The following is a 19,653-nucleotide window of genomic DNA, read 5'->3' on the forward strand; positions in this document are numbered from 1 at the left end:
GTTACTTTTCCACTCTATCCGGGAAAAAACCATTTAAAAAAAACAAAAAAGTGACACCCGTAGAGCCGGGGCACTTTTTATTTTAGAAAAAATATTAACTTCCATCAGAAGCCCATGCAATAGTTTACTCTGACGGTCCCACCCGTGTCAAGGGAGGAATTATGCCGAGTACGCTCTTCTAATATTTATCGTCTTCGTCCTCATCATCGGCATCATCAGAATCACTGTCTTCGGATTCCTCATCTTCCGCATCATCTTCGTCGATGTCATCTTCATCAATCACAACATCTTCGTCAACTTCGTCTTCGCTGTCGTCGTCGGAATAGAGATCGTCGCGGTCTTCGTCGATGGCGTCGAAATCTTCCTCTTCCGCAGCATAGTTGTCTTCTTCCTCGGTGAAATCGTCGTCTTCCAAATCGTCATCCTCGTCGTTGATGATACGGGGACGTTTGGAGTTGCCGACAGGGTCATCGGAGCGTTCCAGAGGATACCAGCGCTTGAGGCCCCACAGATTGGTTCCGACACAGGCAAAACGCCCGTCAATGTTGATCTCAGTATATAACTGGGCAATAGTATCGTTGGTTTGTTCGTCTGTCATACCGCGCAGCTTGGCCACTTCGACCATCAGGTCACGGTAATAATAAGGTGTATTGGCCGCTTTGAGCACCAGGAAAGCCAGGTCCACCATCGGCATTTCTTTAACTTTCTCAGGGTCCAGCTTTAAATTGAGTGGCGTACTCACTAAAGGACACTTCCTCTCACGCATATTAACAAAACTAAGTAAAACCTATTTGGCAGCAAATTGCAAGTGAAATGCGGCAGGGCCGCCGGAAGAAGCCGGCTTCAGGTTCTTATCCCGGTATCTGCTTGTCCGCCTTCGTCCTAAAAGAAAAGCTTCCGGGAAAAGAACACGGCTTGCATGTTGAATTATGTAGTCTACGGCTCCAGCACAAAATTAATTTCTGCAATACAAAGGCGGAGGAAATCCCTCCGCGCATGACTGTACCCACGCCAAGGATCGGCTCCTTACGGGATGTTGCAAAGAGAGCTTAACCTCTCTTCTATTTATTTTATGTAAAGCGCCGCCTTTTGACACGATGGGCAGCCCATTTCGCTAAAAAAGGGCAAGTTCCCATTCGGACGCCCGCCTCCTTTCATACAATATGGCAGCACGGCACCGAGGAGGGGACGGCATAACCTATGAATTACTACGGATTTTGGCAGATGCTGCTTGATGAGATATCGGCTGCCCCCAAAAATGCTGAACGGCGCATTGTTACCTTCAATGATCCACGCCAGTATGCCGGAGCACTGTCGCAGTGGAAATCGCTGAAGGCAAAAATTCCCGGGCTTGCGCAAGTACGGATTTCTCCGCTGATCCGTGCGTTTTTTGTGCCTGCTGCCGGAGCAATCAGACTGCCGGGTAAATTCGCCGATGCACTAAGTGTAGAAGAAGACCACCGGATACAGGTCCACTCTCTTGCCGCTGAAAAAAGCGGCTCAGCTATGCTGCCATGGGGCGTGAAAGCGATTCATGCTCCGCAGGCCTGGTCCAGATCCACCGGGGTACAGGTAAAGATCGGCGTTATTGATACGGGAGCCGATTATCGCCACCCCGATCTCAAGCATTCGCTGGCAACAGGTGTTAACCTGCTGCACCGCGGCATGCTGCCGCTGGATGACAACGGGCACGGCACCCATATTGCCGGCACGCTGGCGGCAGCGGGCGGCACACGGGGAATGATGGGCGTCGCCCCGAGGGCACTGCTGTATCCGGTAAAGGCTTTTGACCACAGCGGCTCTGCCTATGTGTCGGATATTGTGCTTGGCATCGACTGGTGTGTGCAGAACAAGGTCGATATCATCAATATGAGCTTCGGGATGAAAACCAGAAGCAAAGCGCTTCATGATGTGGTGATCAAGGCCTACCGGTCCGGGATCGCCATCATCGCCTCCTCCGGAAACGACGGCAAACGCGGCGGTGATTATCCCGCCCGCTACCCCGAAACGATCGCCGTCGGCGCGCTTGATAAAAGACACCGCGTAGCGGCCTTCAGCAACCGCGGTCCGTATATTGATGTATACGGTCCCGGTGAAGGGGTGCCCTCCTGCTGGCTGAGGGAGGGCTACAAGGAGATGAGCGGCACCTCCATGGCGACCTCCCATGTCACGGGAGCCGCCGCCCTGCTGCTCGCGCTGCGGCCGGGCCTCTCGCCCCGGGAGCTGAAGCTGCTCCTGCGCCGCACAGCCTCGCCGGTGCGGCTGCGCAAGGGCCAGCGCCGCGCCGCCCTGGGCGGCGGCGCAGCCGATGCCCTGCGCCTGCTGCGCACAGGCGCAAGGCGCAAGACCGCCGCTAAGCCATAGCGGCGGGACTGCCCCGGCCCCCGGCGCTGCGGGGGGCCGGGCACTGCTGCAAGCGGGGCTGCGCCGCTTGCACAAAAGCAAAAGCACCGCCCCCGGGCTTGCGGGGGCGGTGCTTTTGCGTTGGAGCCGGACCGTTACATCCGGTCCGGCGCGGTAACGCCAACGAGGCGCAGCACGTTGGCGATCGTGGTCCGCGCCGCGCCCAGGAGGGCGAGGCGGGCTACGGTCTGGGCGGCATCCTCGGTGATGACGCGCTCCGCTTTGTAATAGCTGTGGAACAGCGAAGCCAGATCATACACATAGCGGATCAGGCGGTGCGGCGCATAGCTCTCGGCGGCAACCGCGATTTCTGCCGGCAATTCGCCGATTTTGCGCAGCAGCTCGTATTCATGGGCGGCCGTCAGCTTGGAATAATCAATTTGGGCAGCATCCGGCAAGGAGATTCCCTGCTCCTCTGCCTGGCGGAAAATGCTGCAGATCCGCGCATGAGCATATTGAACATAGAACACAGGGTTCTCATTGGAAGTCGAAACGGCAAGATCCATGTCGAAATCCAGATGCGAATCCATGCTGCGCATCGTGAAGAAATAACGGATGGCGTCAATGCCCACCTCGTCCATCAGGTCTTCCATCGTTACCGCTTTACCTGTGCGCTTGGACATTTTGACTTTCTCGCCGTTCTGGAAAAGGCTGACCATCTGGGCGATCAGCACGACAAGCTTCTCGGGATCATTGCCAAGCGCCGACATGGCCGCTTTCATCCGGGGGATATAGCCGTGGTGGTCGGCCCCCCAAATGTTGATCATTGTATCGTAGCCCCGGCTGTACTTATCGTTGTGATACGCAATATCCGGGGTCAGGTAGGTGTAGGTGCCGTCGTTCTTAATCAGCACGCGGTCCTTGTCATCGCCGTATTTGGTCGTCTGCAGCCAGGTTGCCCCATCCTGCTCGTACACTTCGCCGCGGTCGCGCAGACCGTCCAGTGAACGCAGCACTTCCCCGCTCTCATACAGCGAGGTTTCGCTGAACCAGATATCGAAATTGACGCGGAACCGGGCAAGGTCGCGTTTGATTTTGTCCAGCTCTTTAGCGAGACCGTAGGTACGGAAGAATGCCGCGCGGTCGCCCGGAGTCATGGACAGCAGAGCGTCGCCTTTTTCAGCCACAAGCTCTTTGGCAAAACCCTTGATATCTTCGCCATGATAACCGTCCTCCGGCATTTCTGCATCCTGGCCCAGCTCCTGAAGGTAGCGGGCTTCAATAGATTTGCACAGATTCGCCACTTGGTTCCCGGCATCATTGATGTAATACTCGCGGGTCACCTCGTGGCCGGCAAAGTCCAGCACGTTGCAGAGCGCATCGCCAACAGCAGCCCCGCGGGCATGACCCAGATGCAGACTGCCTGTAGGATTCGCGCTTACAAATTCCATTTCGACTTTACGGCCCTGGCCTGCGTTGATGCGGCCATAGTTCTCTCCCTGTTCGGCTACAAGGGCAATCACCGGATACAGGTAGCTCTTGGACAAGGTAAAGTTGATAAAGCCCGGTCCGGCGATCTCCGCTTTCTCGATAGAAGCGCTTTTGGTATCCAAATGCTCAATAATCGCTTCGGCAATTTGCCGTGGATTGCGCTTAGCAATCTTAGTGAGCTGCATCGCAGCATTGGTCGCCAGGTCGCCGTGGGCTTTATCCTTCGGCACTTCCAGCGTGATGGCCGGTAGCTCCTCTCTGGTGACCAGGCCTGCGGCCACTATTGCACCCGAAATCGCTTCCCTCACCCGTTCGTTGGCTAGCTGAAGCGGATTTTGATTTTGTGTCATAATTGTGTTTCCTCCTGTATATGCAAACTTATAGCGAACTGACCCGATAGCTCTTCGTATACGTAGAGATCATATTCCCAAGAAACCGTAAGCGACCTTCCGGCACGCTTAATATCCAGCTTGCGGGTATCTGTAGAGAGATTAAACTGTGTATAAGAAGAACGGTAGAAACCCGGCAGACGTTGTCCCCGCTCAAAAGACTGCTCCGACTGAATGCCGCCGTGGCGCATCAGCTTCAAGCCGCTGTCCGAAATCTTCAGGGTGGTGCGGACAGAAACCTCCTCGCCCTTCGGCCCCCGTTCGATCTCTTCGTAACGGATATACAGCAGACTTCCTTTGGCAATGACCTCTCCTGCGGCTTGTACTACATTCCGCTCCCCGCCCTGCACGCTCTCCAGGGTTATAGAGGCGCCGTATTTGCCTTGCTGATCCTCAGTCATCAATCGTTCCTCACTTATTCTTGCTTCTATTTAACTAAGCGGCTTATTCGCTTTCCCATTGTACACTATATCCAGATCGGCAGAGCAATTCAATAGTTATCAAGTTACAGCGGCAGCAGCGCAACCGTGTCCTTGCTCCGCAGCTCCTCTACCATAGACGTCCAAGCGTCCGGCTTATCCGCCAGCACGGTGTAATAGCGGGTAAGAAAGTCGGCCACCAGAGCAGCATCCACCTGCTCCAAGTCCTCATTCCCGGGCATAAAACAAAGATCAAGACCGGATACCGCCTCGCCGTCACCTTGCCATGAAGGATGAACATAAGGAATATCAAGACGCTTGTAGCCCAGATGCGACAGCACCTCGCGGCGGACAAACGGGTCCATCGGCTTAATGCCTCCAAAAGCATACTCCACCCGGTATGGATCATAAATTTCAGCGAACATGCCATACAGCTCCTTACCGTTCTCAGCCGCGAGCTTCCACAAGTCCTTAAGGCGGCTCTGCGCCAGAAAGCGGCCTACACCAAGCCCCTCCCGGCCAATTATGGTGAAGTCGGTCATCGCCACATTCCAGTCGGCATAGTAACGGTATTCCGTGGTGCCCACAACATCGCCCTCATGCACAGCGGCAAATACGCGGATGCCCGGATCTTCCAGCGGCTCCTTCCACAGACTGAATTCCAGCACCTCCTCCGGGGGAAACACCTCCGACAGCAGGTTATGTACTTGTCTGAACAAAGGATCAGCGACACTGGTAATTCTTCTATATTCCATAATCAAGGATCTCCTCCGGTTCCGAAATTGAATTCTTTACTTATAGAAAAGGATTCCGCCACTCCATCAGCGCAGCGTAATTGCCCGACTCCTCGTCTTCCAGATAACCGGCCACCACCCCGAGCGGCGTCCGTCCGCAGCGCAGGAGGAAGGTAATCACCGGATCGGACCATTTGCCGGCGGTCACGCCAGCCAGATATTCTTCCGCCGTCATGCGGGAGGCTTGGAGGTGATACCCGGGCATTCGGCCCGCACCCAGCAGCCGCTCCAGCCTCTGCTCCACCACAGCGTGGTAGAGCGACTGCACCAGCTCTTTACCCAGCCCCAGCTTGCGGTGCTTGGGACGAACGCACAAATCGGCAATATACAGCGTGTTCCCGTCCGGCTGGTGCGTCGTGAGATATCCGTCCGCCGTAACCTCAGACCAGGTATGATGTGAAGCCGGGGCCTCAGGGTCAAAATGGATCTTCAGCCCGGTTACCGACCCGGCCAGTTCCCCGTTCACTTCCACACATAATGCCCCTTCCGGAAAAAGCGCCACATGATTGCCTAGCTGTTCCCGGTTCCACCACAATTCAGCAGGATATGGGGGCGGAAATGCCTCAGACTGAATCGTAATCAGTTCTGCAAAGTCAGCCTCCGTATAGCCGCGGATGACCGCAGGCACCGGAATTTTTCCGTCAAAAGCATAAAATATCTTGTAATACATGCCTCTTCGGCCTCCTTACGCCCAGTCGGTATACAAATCCGTTCTGCGGTCCCGCCATGTGGTTACCGACCCGCGTTCGCGGACACGGTACAGCAGCTCCAGATCGAGATCGGCGGTAATAATCATATCATCGTTGATCTCGCCCTCAGCCAGCAGTCCCTGCGGCGGAAAGGGAATATCATTAGGTGTAATGACTGCCGCCTGCCCGAAGTTGGCCCGCATCAGATCGACGGTTGGCAGTGAGCCTACGGTTCCTGTCAGCACAACGTAGATTTGATTTTCAATGGCACGGGCATGGCTTGTGTATCTTACGCGGTGGAAGCCGTGGCGGTCATCCGTACACGAAGGGCAGAAAATCACATCCGCTCCCTTGGCCCGGGCCATGCGCACAATCTCAGGAAACTCGATATCATAGCAGGTCAGCATGGCGATGGTCCCTTTGTCCGTCTGGAACACCTCCAGCCCCTCTCCCCCGCCCATGTTCCAGCCTTCCACTTCAGCCGGTGTAATGTGCAGCTTGGCCTGCTCGGCAATCCTGCCGTCCGGATAGAACAGATGCGCTACATTATACAGCTTATCGTTTCTGCGCAGCACATGGGTCCCGCCGATAATGTGCACGGCATATTTCTTGGCAAAATCGGAGAACATTTCGCGGTAACGGTCTGTAAACTGCGGCAGGTCTTCGATGCTGAGCGCTTTGCCCTGTTCATTGCCAATAGACATGAGCTGTGTCGTCAAAAATTCAGGAAAGAGGATAAAATCGGTGCCGAACTCCCCGGCAGTTTTTATATAATGCTCGCACTGGGCGGCAAACTCCCCGAAGGAGGCGATGGTATGCAAATGATATTGTACTGCGGATACACGAAAGGCCATTTCAGCAGTCCTCCTAAGCGTGATATAGGCGTTCTAATAATAAAGTACCTAAAATTTTACCATAACAGACCACAAATTCACATATGGAGGAACTGCCATATACCCTTTTATGGAAACTTAAGGTAAAATAATGGGGAAACGTAAAAACACAGCTCCGGTCGGTAGTCCGGACACACGGAGAAAACGTTCAGTAGCGGTGCGAATGAGGTCACGCGTTCTCTTGAGTATTCCGTGTCAGTAGCCTTCCCCCTCGGGATGTCCCTCGTTTCTTAATTACTATTGAGAGGGGGAATACCGGTGAAGTTAACGGTATTTTTCGAAGAGCCTTTTTGGGTGGGAATTGTTGAGCTAACGGAAGATGGTGTAGTCAAGGCCGGGCGTTATGTGTTTGGAAGCGAACCGTCACAGGAGGAGATTATGGATTTTGTCCGGTTCCGGCTGCTGGAGGTCGCCGAAGGGTTAAGCTGTGGCGTTGCCACAGGCAAGGCGGCCGCGGTAATCCGCAATCCCAAGCGCAGGGCGCGCGCAGCGGCCAAAGAATCGCGCGGCTCAGGCGGCAGCACATTCAGCCAGCAGGCTATCAAGCTGGAGCAGGAAAAACGCGGGGCAGCGTCGGTCCGGCGAAACAAGGCTGCCCGGGAGGAGCTTGCCCTGAAGAAGCGGGAAATCGCCCGGCAGAAAGCGAAGGACAAGCATCGCGGACGATAATTAACGCCAGGACAACCGTATCCGCTCCTATTCCGTTGCCTTGGTTAAGAAACACAAAGGACCCACAGGAGGTCACTTTTTTCTCAAAGTGCCTCTCTTGTGGCTCACTAGTAAATCATCAGCGTCTAAATGTTAGAGTTCAAATGGTTCGCCGCCAAATGAATTATGGCTTAGAGATCGCGCTGCAGGCGTATCCGGCCCCGCGAATAGCGTCATCTCCTGATCGGAAGAGTCTGCCCGTTTGTTACGGACTGAGCCGCTCTTATCTATACTGAAAGTCCTTTTTCCGCAAGTGAACGGACTCCAGCGCCGTTATGGGCGGCCATTCATCCTAAATATATCTGCCGAAGAGGCGATAAGGACCTTACGGTCCGCTAGAACGGGCAAATGTATCCTTTCGGGAGCATAAGGGCCTTACGGTCCGCAAGGAACAGGAGGATGGATACAACGAATTCCCCTCTCCCCAAACCACAGAGGCTCCGTCCTAAGCCACCGATTTAGACCTGATGCTGTGCCATTCAGCAGCTTGACACATCTCCGGAAGGATCGAGCACTCCGTAAGAACCCGGATTAATTTCAATCACGGCCTTTGCCGGTATTCCTGTATAATGACCCGTCCGGCGATTGTATTCCGCTGAGAACCAGGAGTCGCCGGGATCAGGATGGACAAGCTGCCCGTTTACCTTTAACACTGTTCCATACATAATATGGATGGTTTGAGGAGCTTTTGTTTGAATATACAAATCGTTCCCTTCCTGAAAATACGTGTACTCTATCACATTGCCGTTACTCAGCTTAAGGGCAAGCCCGCTGCTTCTCCTTCGCCGGATTAGGCAGCCTGGACCAGTTCAAGATCAGGTTACGCTCCCCCCTCACTGCGCCGGACAGATACAACGCCAGATCCCGGCCGCGCGTCATGACCTGCCTTATTTTCAAGGGAAGCCGGCCGAACATAATATCGAACTGCCGCGACAGCTCATGCTGTTCTGCCGCAGTCTCTACAGGATTCTCTAGCACCGTCCGCTCACTCAAAAAAAGACTCCGCTCCTTATCCCGGCCTTTAGCCCTCCTGCTAAGCAGGGACTTGCTCTCATTAACGGCAATCCGTATAAGCCAGGCCTTCATGTTCTTCACCCCGGACCGGTCAGCAAGCAGCGCCTTAACAAAAACCTCCTGGCAGACGTCCTCCGCATCGGACACACATTGTGCAGCAGGTAGCGGCAGACTCTATAGACACTCTCTTTATAAGTCTCACATAGCTCTTTATCCCCCATATACTCACCTCTCAAGAAACGTGGCCCACCCCTCCATACATGGCGGATGTAAATAAGACTTTCTATACAGGCTCCAGGTTCGCCTTTTATTTCCAGAGAGGAGTACTCCAATGGCAACACGCCAAAAAGCGGCTCCTCTGCATGGAGCCGCTTCTGCCTAAAGAATATTCAATCGAAGATTGTGCTGCCTATTGCTCCGTTCCCTTAAAAGCAAATTTCAGCTTCCAGGTCGAGCCGCCATCCTCCGTAGCATATAGGGAGGAGGTGTTCTGTCCTCTAACGGCCATCCAGCCTTCTTTGACACTCGTGAAGGAGATGATGTTGTCATACCCCGGAATGGACGGGAGGTTGGTCCACTGCTTACCGGCGTTATAGGAGCGGCCAACCGCTACCTTTTCTGCTGCGGGAGAGAAGCCTGCCAGGAAGGCAGCTTTGCTTCCGACCAGCACCATATTGCCTGGTTTGCCGGAGGCCGGACCGCTCTTGAGCTGCGCCGGACCGCTGCCCGGCGCAGGGCCGCCGCCTGCGGTATCCTGGGCGATGACGCGGCTCCAGCTTCTGCCTTTATTGCTGCTGGCATAGAGCGAATAGGAGGTCTGCGACATCCCCGTTCCCCCGTACAGCAGGGCATACACTTGATCGCCGCTTGCATATATCCGTCCACTTTCAGGCTCGGCAAAAGAGGATTTCAGCGAAAGCTGCCATTTGGCCCCTCCGTCTGTCGTTTTCATGACCTGGTATCCGGCTCCCGGTGCAACCACAACCGCCCAGCCGCTGCTGCGGCTGGTGAACTCGGCCCCGCGAGTATTCTTCGGAGTCGGGATCTGGCTCCAGCTAAGCCCGCCATCCTTGGTGTAGTACGCAGAGGTCCGGCTATACCCGAAGCCTTGCTTACTATCCTTAAAGTCAATCCGTTCAAAAGCCGGCACCGTACCGGGCAGCCGCTTCCAGGTCGAGCCGCCGTCTGTGGTGGCAATAAGAGAGTTCTGACCTGTATCCTGTGCTGAAGCCAGCGCCCAGCCCCTTACGTTATCGGGAAAATCAATCTGCTTGAAGCTCCACGGCCCTTGATAGATCTCTTGAAAATGGCAGCCGCCATCCGAGGTTCCAATCATAAATCCATTGCCGGCGGCACGGCCTATATCGGCATTTAGAAATTGAATGTCAGAAAAGCTAAGCGGTGCTGATTCAGTTGCAGAGTGCTGCGCTTGAAGCTGCTGCAGCAATCCATGATCACCGGTGCCGCATGGCGCTGCCTTCGCCGCTGCTTGGGCAGGCAGCGCTGCCGCTCCCCAGGCGGAAACCGCCAGAAGCCCGGCTGACAGGAGCGTTAACGTCCGATGGTGCAGTTTTTTTGTCCAATTCATGATGAACACCTCCTGGATTATATATACCCTTTTCTATAGACACTACTCTGTTATACTGCCCCATCTGCCCTTCTATCTACCCGGATAAGGTCACAAAAAGAAAACAATTTGGTTACCGCCCGCCCGGCGCATGCGCCTAACATGAATATCTGCCCTTTTCCTTCCCCATAATGAGAATGGACAAGTACAACGAAAGGGAGCCTGATGCCATGCCGCGCGATTCTGTTAAATCTCCACAACCCAAACGCCGCCTCCGCCGGCTGTTCCGGCTGCTTGCTGCTATGGTACTGCTTGCTGTGCTGGGGGCAGGGGCGCTGCTCGGCTACTTATACCAGAAAGACCTTCCCCCAATCGCCGATGCCATCCGCTCCAAGCTGCTCGATTCCAGAGGGAACGTACTGACCACCTTCACCACGGACGGACGCAGCCGCACTCCCGTAACCCTCAAGCAAATTTCACCGCTGCTCATACAAGCTACACTTGCAGTAGAGGACCGGAAATTCTACGAACATTCAGGCTTCGATTTGAAGGGCATGGGCCGGGCCGTACTAGCCAATCTGGAGGCGGGAGACCGCACCCAGGGGGCCAGCACCTTAACCCAGCAGCTTGCGCGCAATCTGTATCTGACCCATGAGAAGACATGGACGCGCAAGGCCAAGGAAGCTCTCTATACGATGCAGCTTGAGATGAAATACAGCAAGGACGACATTCTGAATATGTATTTAAATGAAATTTATTACGGTCACGGAGCCTATGGCATAGAAGCCGCCTCTCAAATGTATTTTGGCAAAACGGCTGCCGATTTGGATCTGGCCGAGAGCGCCATGCTTGCCGGAATCCCCAAGGGGCCGACCTATTATTCCCCTTACACCCATATGGACAATGCCAAGAAACGGCAGAAGATCATTCTGTCGGCAATGACGGAAATAGGCGATATTACGCCGGCACAGTCGAACGCTGCCCTGCAAGAGAACCTGAGCTTCAAACCCCAGGGGGAAAAGAACGCCACCGTTACCGCACCCTATTTCCGCGATTATGTGCGCAGTCTGGTTATTGATTCCCTGCACATCAGCGCGGATGAGCTGGACCAGGGCGGACTGAGCGTGTATACAACTCTGGACCCCGATATGCAGCAGGCAGCCGAGGATGCCGTCAACAAAGGGATGGACCCTGGCAGTGAGCTGGAGACCGCTCTCGTCTCGATAGATCCCCGCACAGGCTATATCAAAGCTATGGTGGGGGGTAAAAACTACCGCAACAACCAGTTCAACCATGCGCTGGCCACCACGCGCCAGCCGGGGTCGTCCTTCAAGCCCATTATGTACTTGACGGCGCTGTCCTCCAAGAGCATGACCGGATTGTCCGTCTTCAACAGCCAGCCGACGCTGTTCCATTATGATAATGACCGCAAAACCTATCAGCCCCGGAATTTCGGCGACAAGTATCTCGGAGAGATTAATATGCGGCAGGCGATTGCCGCCTCCGACAACATTTATGCCGTGAACACGATTATGAAAATAGGTGCGGACAAGGTCGCCGAGATGGCAGCCAAGATGGGGATCGGCAGCCCGCTGCAGCGTGTGCCCTCCCTGGCCTTAGGCACCTCCCCGGTCAGTCCGCTGGAGATGGCCTCAGCCTTCGCCGTCATTGGCGGCAGCGGCATGAAACAGCCGGTTACAGCCATCCTGAAAATTACCGATGCCAAGGGACGGCTTCTATATGAAGCCCCTGAGACGCAAGGGGAGAAGGTTGTAGAACCGGCGGCGGCCTATGTGCTGACCCGGCTGATGGAAGGGGTCTTCGAGAGCGGCGGAACGGGCAACCGTGTAGCTTCAATTATCAAACGGCCGGTGGCCGGCAAGACCGGCACTACCGATACCGATGGCTGGATGGTCGGGTTCACTCCTGAGCTGTCAACAGCCGTCTGGGTCGGCTATGACAAGGGCCGGGATATCGCCACGGCGGATGGACGCCGCGCTGCGCCCATCTTCGCCCAGTTCACGGAGAAAGCGCTGGAGAACGTTCCGCCAAAAATTTTCCCGATTCCTGATGATGTTATTAGCGTCTATATCAACCCGGAGTCCGGGAAGCTGGCAACCGCGGCTTGTCCTGACAAAGAACTGGAAACCTTTATTAGCGGAACAGAGCCTACCGAATATTGCGACCAGCACGGTGCGGGCAGCCCTGCCCAACCTGCCAAGGAAGGCACTGGCGGCGAACCCGCTGCCTCCAAGGAGAACCGTTCTCTGTGGAGCGAGATCAAGCGCTGGTGGCTGAACTGATCCCGGTTGCTCTGCTGGCCTCCTTGCGCTGCTATGAATAATGAGGACACAATCAGGTGCCGTTTCAGACACAGAGGTGTCATCCGGGCTGACATAAAAGGGCCTCCGCTGTTTCGGAGGCCCTATATTGGGTAAAGACAAGAGAACCCTAATTAACCTCTCCATTCGGACTTCCTGAACGGAGAGGTTTTAAATTACGTCATGTTTTTCCTTTTTTGACAAAAAAACTCAATATTTGAATGCGCTTACCCGTTCTCTTGACTTACAATTACTGCTATAATCATAGATATCCACAAAAAATATAAAGATGTAAATGAGGGACATGGGATGAAGGATACAGGCATGATCCGGAGTTTAGACAGTCTTGGTAGAATTGTGGTTCCCGTAGAAATCCGCATGACACGAAATATCGACATTGGGGATCCTATCGAATTTTTTATTTTGGATGACGAAATTATTGTGCTCAGAAAGTACACCTCAACCGAATGTACGTTTTGCAGAAGCCTTGATCACGTGACCTACTATAAGGAGCAGTTCATCTGTAACAACTGTCTGAAGGAGCTTGGCAACCCGGATCGTACTAACGAAGAGATCACGCAGCCGCTGATTGCCGCAGAAGACCGTCCCGAACCCGGCCGTGGAGGCCGGCGGACAAAGACAGAAGAAATGAGCCAACGTCTGGAGAAGGCCATCGAGGAGCATCCCTACGCCAACCAGAAGGAGCTCGCCGAGGTTCTTGGCATCAGCCAGGCCCGGGTTAGCCAGCTAAAACGCAAACTCAGCAGATCCTAGACAGGTCAGGCACACTGTTACCTTCATACCAAACGGCCAGTCCCTCCAGCTTGCAGGAGAACTTGGCCGTTTTTAAATTCATAGTGTGAAATTCATTCCTTAAGACAAAGCCGCCTTCAGTTCTTCTGACGAGCCGTTCCACCAATCTTCATTGTGAGCGATCAGCAGCGACTTCAGCGCAGCTTTCTCTGCGGTTCCCAGTCCCTCCAGAATGATTCTCCGCTTCAGGGCTGAATCCAGCTTATTCACATGATCCGCAAGAATTTTCCAGCCGCGCCGGGCCTCAGTGTCAATCCACATTTCGCAGGCGGTAATTCCTCCATAGGATTGTCCTTCCGGTGTACGGTCCACCGCTACCCATACAACCCAGACCTGTCTGCCATCCGGAACATCCTCCCGGTTCGCACTGAACTTAATTCCTTTCTCTACCTTGCTCTTGGCATGCATGGCACCGATATCAATAACAGCTTCACCACCGTCAATAATAACCGGCGAAACATTATTCAAGTCAATGGAGCCTGCGCCGAAGCCTTTATGCTTGCTCTTGGCATTCACGATATTTAGAGCTATCGGCTTCTTGCCCTCCGGTTGGTTGTTATCCACAAGTGCACTTCCTTCCCTTTCACTAATAGAACGTGAATTTGAGAATGTCAGGCTCAAACTCAAGTTCATCTTATATAATTTAATTTTAGCTAATAATGCGGCGAATGCAAACATATACATCCCGTAGATGCTTGTCACGGGAGGAATCACAGTATGAAGCCACTGTCATTAAGGTACACCCTCATCTTCGCAGCCCTGGCCGCCCTCATCCTGCTGGGCAGCGCAATCTGGGCTCTCTCAGGGCACAGCCCTGCCGTATCAGCCGCTGTTCCAAAAGAGGCCAAGTCCCCCGCAGCCGCACAGACCAAAACGCTACAGCCCATTCTCCCCGAAAGTAAGCCGCTCCCTGTCTCGGAGGCCTTAAGCGAGCGGATAGCAGAGTATCATATCGAGGCGCAGCTTATTCCGGACTCGGGGCTGCTGCAGGCGTCTGAGACGATAACCTGGACCCACCCCGGTCAAAAACCGGTACAAGACCTTTACTTTCACTTGTACCCCAATGCCTTCGCATCTAAAGATACCACGTTCATGAAGGAGTCCGGAGGGAAGCTTCGCGGAGATGCCATGCCCGCAAACGGCTATGGCAGTATGACCTTAACCGACCTGCGGACCTCAGAGGGCATCTCGCTCATGCAGCGGCTGCAATATGTTCAGCCGGATGACGGCAATGTGGATGACAAAACGCTGGTAAAAGTACACCTCCCGCAGCCGGTTAACGGCGGAGAAAGTGTCACACTCAAGCTGAAATTTGACGTCCGGTTGCCCAAAATATTCGCCCGCATGGGGGTATCCGGCAATTTTGTAATGGCAGGGCAATGGTTCCCCAAAATCAGCGTGTACGAGCCTGCCGGTACCCGCGGCGTGAAGCAGGAGGGCTGGAATTTGCATCAATATCACGGCACCTCTGAGTTCTACAGCGACTTTGGCATTTATAATGTAACTCTGTCCGTTCCCTCCAACTATACGGTTGCCGCAACAGGCTTTCCGGTAAAAAACCCCAGGCTGAAGCAGGATCGGAAGATCTACCAGTTCTACGCCGACGATGTCCATGATTTCGCTTGGGCAGCCTCCCCCGACTTTGTGGTCTCAGAAGAAGCCTTCTCCACCGCTGAGGTGCCTGGTGTAAGGATCAAGCTCTATCTGGACCCGTTGCACAAAGACCTGAAGGAGCGTTATTTCCAGGCCGCCAAGGCTGCTCTGAGCACCTTCAGTAAATGGTATGGCCCTTATCCTTACTCGACGCTCAGCATCGTTGTTCCTCCCAGAGGGGGGAATGGGGCCGGAGGGATGGAATACCCCACGCTTATCACCGCTGCCGCTGCAGGTGACGATGACCCGGGCACCCAGCTTGAACGTACGGTTATCCATGAAATCGGGCATCAGTTCTTTTACGGTATGGTAGCGAACAATGAATTTGAGGAAGCCTGGCTGGACGAGAGCTTCACCTCTTATGCGGAAGACCGGCTGATGGAGCAAGAATACGGAGTAATCTCGAATCTTCCGCTGCAGACCAGCCTGGTGACCTCGCCCCAGCCGCTTAATCTGGAGACCTGGAAATATGCCGGAGATGATTCCTACACCCGCAACGTGTATATCCGGGGCAAGCTGGTGCTGAAGGATATGGAGAAGCAGGTGGGCACCAAAACCATGGACAGCATTCTGTCCGCCTACGCGCGTAAATACCGTTTCCATCATCCTTCCACCGCCGATTTTCAGAAAATTGTAGAAAAGGTGACCAAAAAATCATGGCAAGCCTACTTCGATCAATATATTTACAGCGGCGGTGCGCCTGACTTTGCCGTAGATAACATCACAATTGCCATGAAAAAAACAGGAACAGAACCCCCTCGCTATGAGTCTTCGGTGGAAGTCAGCAACAAAGGCAGCCATTATGGGGAGGTTCCCATAAAGTTCATGTTCTCGGACGGATACACCGTTCAAAAATATTGGAGCGGGGAAGCCAAGAACACTACAATTCAGCTATCCTACAAAGCACCGCTTATCTCGGCAGAGACTGATCCGGCACATTCCATTCTGCTTGAGAGCAAGCATCTTAATAACTTTAGACTGTCGGAGCTGCGGCCAGCTACACTCTCACGTTGGACGCTTAGCATAACTAATCTGCTTGAAAACCTGCTCGGAACTCTTGTCTGGTGAGGTGAAGGATAGTGAAGAGAGCGATAACCCGCGGCTGGCACAGCATGAAGGAGCAATTTTATATTCTGATTCTGTTATTTATCTACCGGCTGTTCTGGAGCTATTTCATGTACAAGTTCATCAAGGATGCTGTCATCTCGGTGCTGCTGCGTTATCCCGATCAAAATGCGGGCGGCAGCGCAATAGGCAGACTCCTGTATTATATCGAGGGACAGCTTGCTCTGGGCAACGATCCTGATGTGCGGCGCTGGCTGTGGATGCTTCTCCTGCTTAGCGCAGTGCGGCTGCTGGTATCACCCTTTATCCGCGCGGGACTGCTGCATGAGCTGCACCAGGAACGCAAAGGGGAGCGTGGACTGTTCTTTTTCCCGGGTATGAGAAGGTACGGGCTCCCGGTCCTGCTGTTCAGCGTGGCGGAATGGGTGCTTTCGGTCCTGCCTCTGTACTGGCTGCTCCCCAGAATGTACGGCCTTCTGCTAAATGGCATCCTTGATTATCAAATGCTGTTCAAGCTCGTTCCCTATATTCTTGCCTGGCTGATTTATCTTTTCTTTATTCGCAAGCTGCTGCTGTACATGTTGTTCGGTTATACCGCCGGTACAGGCATCTTGTCCTCACTGCTGGTTTGCCTGAGAGTACTGCTGCCATCCGTAGGCGTATCCGTGGTGATGGGTGCGGGAGGACTGGCGGTGCTGTTAATTTGCGGATTGTCAGCGATATTCAGCCCCGGACTGCCTGCATTTTTGCTTAAGCAGCTCTCCCCCCTCCCAACCATTCTGTTCAAAATGTGGGGGACCGCCGCTCAATATCATCTCTGGTGCAGTAAAACATTTCCACAATAATTACACCGCCGGACCGGCATAATAACAAGAGTCACCGCTTCTTCAGGGAGAGCGTGACTCTTTTCTTGTGTATCTATGCGTTCAGAAAATATTACCTATTTGCAAATTGGTATTCCCTCTGGTAAAATGATGCCTGTACCACTAGTAACAATTTTGTAATCTTTGCAGAAATGTTTGTCACATCTGATTTTGACTTCACAGCATTTCAGATTGTCGATTTGTCACTGTTCGGTGCATAATACGCCAAATTCCCTGCACCGGGAAGTGGGGGAACCATTTTTTTGGGTGAATTGATCTCGCTTTAGAGGGGTCATAGGGGAACCTTCTACCGAATCCTTAAGCTAACCTCGCCGGCCTTGGAAGGAGTACATCTTTGAAAAGTCACAATTTTAAGAAAAAATGCACCGCAGCAGTACTAGGACTGGCAATGGTATTCACACTGGGAGCTGGCAGCGCTTTCGCCGATTCCAAAATGGACAATGTGATCACAAAAACACTGGGAACTACATATAAAACCGGAGGCACCAGCACTGCCGGCTTCGATTGTTCCGGATTCACCTCTTATGTGTTCAAAAGCATTGGTCTTACGTTGCCCCGCACATCGAAAGCGCAGTTTAAGGTCGGAACTGCCGTCTCCCGCGACAATTTGCGTTCGGGCGACTTGGTGTTCTTCAACACTTTGGGCAGTGGGATTTCCCATGTCGGGATTTATGTCGGCAACGGAAAATTCGCACAGTCCTCCAGTTCACGCGGTGTGACCATAACTTCGATGAGCCAAGCCTACTGGGCCAACCGCTATGTTGGCGCCAAACGCGTGATGAGCACAACATCTTATCAGGCTGTCGCTTACGATTGAATACCCCCGCTGGCAATTACAACCTCTAACAACTAAATGTAACTTATACGAACCCGGAAGCTGATTATTGCCGTAATCAGGCTTTCGGGTTTTTCCCTTTTATCTTTCCTTATTATTCCTTTTACACGTATCCAGGGTCCTTGAATCACCTTTTTGCTATGTATGTTAATAAATCTAGCGTAAATCTAACTTAATATGTTATTGTAAGCCCTTTATAATTAATTAAACTCATAAAAATCGCAAAAAATATGCGAGAATATGTTATTAGTGATTGCCAACTGCTTCCGTCTTTGCTACAATTATCGCAGTGAGTTGATAGTAACATTTTTGTAATTATTCAAAACAGTTTACAAAAGTTTTGTCATGTATAGATCCGTAAGCTAATCCTAATCAACAGTCGTGCCGAGTTCCCTAATCATTGGGGGAACGGGGGAACCGATTTTGGGTGAATTGACCTCCTATTCACAGAGGGGTCATAGGGGACCTTCAACCGAACCCTTAAGCTAACCTCGTAGGCATTTGGAAGGGGTATTTACTTTTGAAGAAGAAGCTAGCAGCAGCACTACTGAGCTTTTCCATTGTTCTTACTATCGGAGCAGGAAGCGCTTTCGCGGACTCCAAAATGGATCAAGTTATCGACAAGGCCATCGGAACCAAATATGTATCCGGCGGTATCTCGACAAACGGTTTTGATTGCTCCGGATTTACAATGTACGTTTTTGATAAGATCGGCATCAACCTTCCACACCAGTCCGGCTCCCAATATCAGATGGGCACAACCGTTTCCCGTGACAATATCAGACCGGGAGATCTTGTATTCTTCAATACAAACGGAAGAGGCGTATCCCACGTTGGCATTTATGTCGGTGACGGCAAATTCGCACACGCATCGTCCAAACGCGGCGTAACTGTTAGTTCTCTGAATGACAGCTACTACGTTAACCGCTACGTTGGCGCCAAACGAATCATGAGCACAGATGCTTATCAGGCCGTAGCTTCCGATTCCCAAGACAATGACGATGTACAATAAAATGTCATAAAGCAAGCTCTTCTCCAGGATTTTATCGAAATCTTGGAGGAGGGCTTGTTTTTTTGTCTACATTAAATACTTACCTTCAATATATTAACTCCCCCTTAAAGTTTGTGCATCGAAAAGAGACTGTATTGTATATAATTAGATAAACAAGGTTTTGTTGACTTGAAAGGAGGTCGGTGGCCTTATGATGAGTTCCCCGGTAACTTTTCACGTTGTGCCTATGGAAGTCACACACGCCGCAGAAATCAGCGAATGGAATTACAATCCCCCGTACAATATCTACGGATGGATGCCCTGGGAGCAAATGCAGGCTTTGGGCATTGAATTCGGTGATCCGCGGCTGCGAAGCGAACAATACGTGTCCATAGTAAATGGGCAAGGCTCCCTTTGCGGATTTGCACAGCTATTCCCTATGGAAGGTGTAGTGCGGCTGGGCATTGGCATGCGTCCCGAGCTGTGCGGGCAAGGGATGGGACATCTGTTCACAGATGCTGTCGTTAAGGCAGCCCGGGCCCGTTATCCAGAGCGCGAGATTGACCTTGAGGTGCTGACCTGGAACCAGCGGGCCATCCGTGCTTACCAGAAAAGCGGGTTCACTATAACCGACACCTATGAACGCCGGACCCCAACTGGCGACAAGCCATTTTACTGCATGGTCTATGACAAATAAAAGCGTTCACTTTTTTGACACAAATTTTATGATAACGCTTTACCTTCTTGTATAATGTAGGAAGCAGCTTACATGGAGGGGACGATG

19 protein-coding genes and 2 riboswitches are annotated in these 19,653 nt (G+C 52.8%); of the genes, 9 read left to right on the forward strand and 10 right to left on the reverse strand.

From position 1 onward, the window contains the following. Positions 1-178: 178 nt before the first annotated feature. Entirely contained in the window at positions 179-742 is a 564-nt protein-coding gene (gene rpoE, locus B212_RS0127050; protein WP_019914407.1) for a DNA-directed RNA polymerase subunit delta, read from the reverse strand. Between the two features lie 458 nt (positions 743-1,200). On the opposite strand from rpoE, the gene B212_RS0127055 reads away from it, so the two are divergent. After that, a complete protein-coding gene (locus B212_RS0127055) occupies positions 1,201-2,364 on the forward strand; it encodes a S8 family peptidase (protein ID WP_019914408.1) in 1,164 nt (387 codons plus the stop codon). Positions 2,365-2,498: 134 nt separating this feature from the next. Here B212_RS0127055 and argS read toward each other — a convergent pair whose 3' ends face one another. The 5 genes from argS to B212_RS0127080 all read right to left on the reverse strand — a co-directional run bounded on the left by argS (position 2,499) and on the right by B212_RS0127080 (position 6,979). Beyond that, positions 2,499-4,184 (reverse strand): arginine--tRNA ligase, encoded by a 1,686-nt coding sequence (gene argS, locus B212_RS0127060; RefSeq protein WP_019914409.1) that lies wholly within the window; start codon positions 4,182-4,184, stop codon positions 2,499-2,501. Beyond that, positions 4,181-4,624, reverse strand: a complete 444-nt coding sequence (locus tag B212_RS0127065; protein WP_019914410.1) for a DUF1934 domain-containing protein — start codon at positions 4,622-4,624, stop codon at positions 4,181-4,183. The genes argS and B212_RS0127065 overlap by 4 nt, the downstream gene beginning before the upstream one ends. A gap of 104 nt (positions 4,625-4,728) precedes the next feature. Next, a complete protein-coding gene (locus B212_RS0127070; RefSeq protein WP_019914411.1) occupies positions 4,729-5,397 on the reverse strand; it encodes a hypothetical protein in 669 nt (222 codons plus the stop codon). A 40-nt stretch (positions 5,398-5,437) separates the two neighbouring features. Continuing rightward, on the reverse strand, positions 5,438-6,106 hold the full coding sequence (locus B212_RS0127075) for a GNAT family N-acetyltransferase (protein ID WP_019914412.1): 669 nt from the start codon (positions 6,104-6,106) through the stop codon (positions 5,438-5,440). A 15-nt stretch (positions 6,107-6,121) separates the two neighbouring features. After that, the gene (locus B212_RS0127080; protein ID WP_019914413.1) at positions 6,122-6,979 is read right to left on the reverse strand and encodes a carbon-nitrogen hydrolase family protein; all 858 of its coding nucleotides are present in this window, start codon (positions 6,977-6,979) and stop codon (positions 6,122-6,124) included. A 297-nt stretch (positions 6,980-7,276) separates the two neighbouring features. Between B212_RS0127080 and B212_RS0127085 the strand changes: the two genes are divergently transcribed. Next, on the forward strand, positions 7,277-7,687 hold the full coding sequence (locus B212_RS0127085; RefSeq protein ID WP_019914414.1) for a YjdF family protein: 411 nt from the start codon (positions 7,277-7,279) through the stop codon (positions 7,685-7,687). Between the two features lie 518 nt (positions 7,688-8,205). Here B212_RS0127085 and B212_RS0127090 read toward each other — a convergent pair. The 3 genes from B212_RS0127090 to B212_RS32570 form a co-directional block, all read right to left on the reverse strand. Beyond that, positions 8,206-8,430 (reverse strand): hypothetical protein, encoded by a 225-nt coding sequence (locus tag B212_RS0127090; protein WP_019914415.1) that lies wholly within the window; start codon positions 8,428-8,430, stop codon positions 8,206-8,208. A gap of 52 nt (positions 8,431-8,482) precedes the next feature. Then, the gene (locus tag B212_RS32565) at positions 8,483-8,887 is read right to left on the reverse strand and encodes an RNA polymerase sigma factor (RefSeq protein ID WP_019914416.1); all 405 of its coding nucleotides are present in this window, start codon (positions 8,885-8,887) and stop codon (positions 8,483-8,485) included. Positions 8,888-9,149: 262 nt separating this feature from the next. Further along, positions 9,150-10,328, reverse strand: coding sequence for a hypothetical protein (locus tag B212_RS32570; protein ID WP_019914418.1), 1,179 nt, complete (start codon positions 10,326-10,328; stop codon positions 9,150-9,152). A 209-nt stretch (positions 10,329-10,537) separates the two neighbouring features. Between B212_RS32570 and B212_RS0127105 the strand changes: the two genes are divergently transcribed. Then, positions 10,538-12,610 carry a transglycosylase domain-containing protein gene (locus tag B212_RS0127105; RefSeq protein ID WP_019914419.1) on the forward strand — a complete coding sequence of 691 codons (2,073 nt, stop codon included), beginning with the start codon at positions 10,538-10,540 and terminating at the stop codon, positions 12,608-12,610. A gap of 327 nt (positions 12,611-12,937) precedes the next feature. After that, entirely contained in the window at positions 12,938-13,402 is a 465-nt protein-coding gene (locus B212_RS0127110) for an AbrB/MazE/SpoVT family DNA-binding domain-containing protein (RefSeq protein ID WP_019914420.1), read from the forward strand. A 99-nt stretch (positions 13,403-13,501) separates the two neighbouring features. Here the strand turns inward: B212_RS0127110 and B212_RS0127115 are convergent, their stop codons facing one another. Then, positions 13,502-14,005: a YwhD family protein gene (locus B212_RS0127115; protein ID WP_019914421.1), complete on the reverse strand. Its 504-nt coding sequence runs from the start codon at positions 14,003-14,005 to the stop codon at positions 13,502-13,504. A gap of 153 nt (positions 14,006-14,158) precedes the next feature. Here B212_RS0127115 and B212_RS0127120 point away from each other — a divergent pair, with 153 nt between their 5' ends. The 5 genes from B212_RS0127120 (at position 14,159) to B212_RS0127140 (ending at position 19,566) form a co-directional block, all read left to right on the forward strand. After that, positions 14,159-16,162, forward strand: a complete 2,004-nt coding sequence (locus B212_RS0127120) for a M1 family metallopeptidase (RefSeq protein ID WP_019914422.1) — start codon at positions 14,159-14,161, stop codon at positions 16,160-16,162. Between the two features lie 11 nt (positions 16,163-16,173). After that, positions 16,174-17,004, forward strand: a complete 831-nt coding sequence (locus tag B212_RS0127125; RefSeq protein WP_019914423.1) for a hypothetical protein — start codon at positions 16,174-16,176, stop codon at positions 17,002-17,004. A gap of 231 nt (positions 17,005-17,235) precedes the next feature. Beyond that, a riboswitch (cyclic di-AMP (ydaO/yuaA leader) is annotated at positions 17,236-17,375 on the forward strand. A gap of 56 nt (positions 17,376-17,431) precedes the next feature. After that, positions 17,432-17,860, forward strand: a complete 429-nt coding sequence (locus B212_RS0127130; RefSeq protein ID WP_051128341.1) for a C40 family peptidase — start codon at positions 17,432-17,434, stop codon at positions 17,858-17,860. A 390-nt stretch (positions 17,861-18,250) separates the two neighbouring features. After that, positions 18,251-18,393: riboswitch (cyclic di-AMP (ydaO/yuaA leader) on the forward strand. A gap of 5 nt (positions 18,394-18,398) precedes the next feature. Then, positions 18,399-18,890 (forward strand): C40 family peptidase, encoded by a 492-nt coding sequence (locus tag B212_RS0127135; protein WP_019914425.1) that lies wholly within the window; start codon positions 18,399-18,401, stop codon positions 18,888-18,890. 190 nt (positions 18,891-19,080) lie between these two features. Beyond that, positions 19,081-19,566, forward strand: coding sequence for a GNAT family N-acetyltransferase (locus B212_RS0127140; protein ID WP_019914426.1), 486 nt, complete (start codon positions 19,081-19,083; stop codon positions 19,564-19,566). The last annotated feature ends 87 nt before the right edge of the window (positions 19,567-19,653 follow it).

The organism is Paenibacillus sp. HW567, from assembly GCF_000374185.1.
In the GTDB taxonomy this organism is placed as follows: domain Bacteria; phylum Bacillota; class Bacilli; order Paenibacillales; family Paenibacillaceae; genus Paenibacillus_AQ.

Coding starts and splice junctions, on each gene's coding strand:
- B212_RS0127065 (WP_019914410.1), bottom strand. CDS start 4,624: ATGACTGAGGATCAGCAAGGCAAATACGGCGCCTCTATAACCCTGGAG.
- B212_RS0127075 (WP_019914412.1), bottom strand. CDS start 6,106: ATGTATTACAAGATATTTTATGCTTTTGACGGAAAAATTCCGGTGCCT.
- B212_RS0127105 (WP_019914419.1), top strand. CDS start 10,538: ATGCCGCGCGATTCTGTTAAATCTCCACAACCCAAACGCCGCCTCCGC.
- B212_RS0127120 (WP_019914422.1), top strand. CDS start 14,159: ATGAAGCCACTGTCATTAAGGTACACCCTCATCTTCGCAGCCCTGGCC.
- B212_RS0127110 (WP_019914420.1), top strand. CDS start 12,938: ATGAAGGATACAGGCATGATCCGGAGTTTAGACAGTCTTGGTAGAATT.
- B212_RS0127055 (WP_019914408.1), top strand. CDS start 1,201: ATGAATTACTACGGATTTTGGCAGATGCTGCTTGATGAGATATCGGCT.
- B212_RS0127080 (WP_019914413.1), bottom strand. CDS start 6,979: ATGGCCTTTCGTGTATCCGCAGTACAATATCATTTGCATACCATCGCC.
- B212_RS0127130 (WP_051128341.1), top strand. CDS start 17,432: ATGGTATTCACACTGGGAGCTGGCAGCGCTTTCGCCGATTCCAAAATG.
- B212_RS0127070 (WP_019914411.1), bottom strand. CDS start 5,397: ATGGAATATAGAAGAATTACCAGTGTCGCTGATCCTTTGTTCAGACAA.
- argS (WP_019914409.1), bottom strand. CDS start 4,184: ATGACACAAAATCAAAATCCGCTTCAGCTAGCCAACGAACGGGTGAGG.
- B212_RS0127140 (WP_019914426.1), top strand. CDS start 19,081: ATGATGAGTTCCCCGGTAACTTTTCACGTTGTGCCTATGGAAGTCACA.
- B212_RS32570 (WP_019914418.1), bottom strand. CDS start 10,328: ATGAATTGGACAAAAAAACTGCACCATCGGACGTTAACGCTCCTGTCA.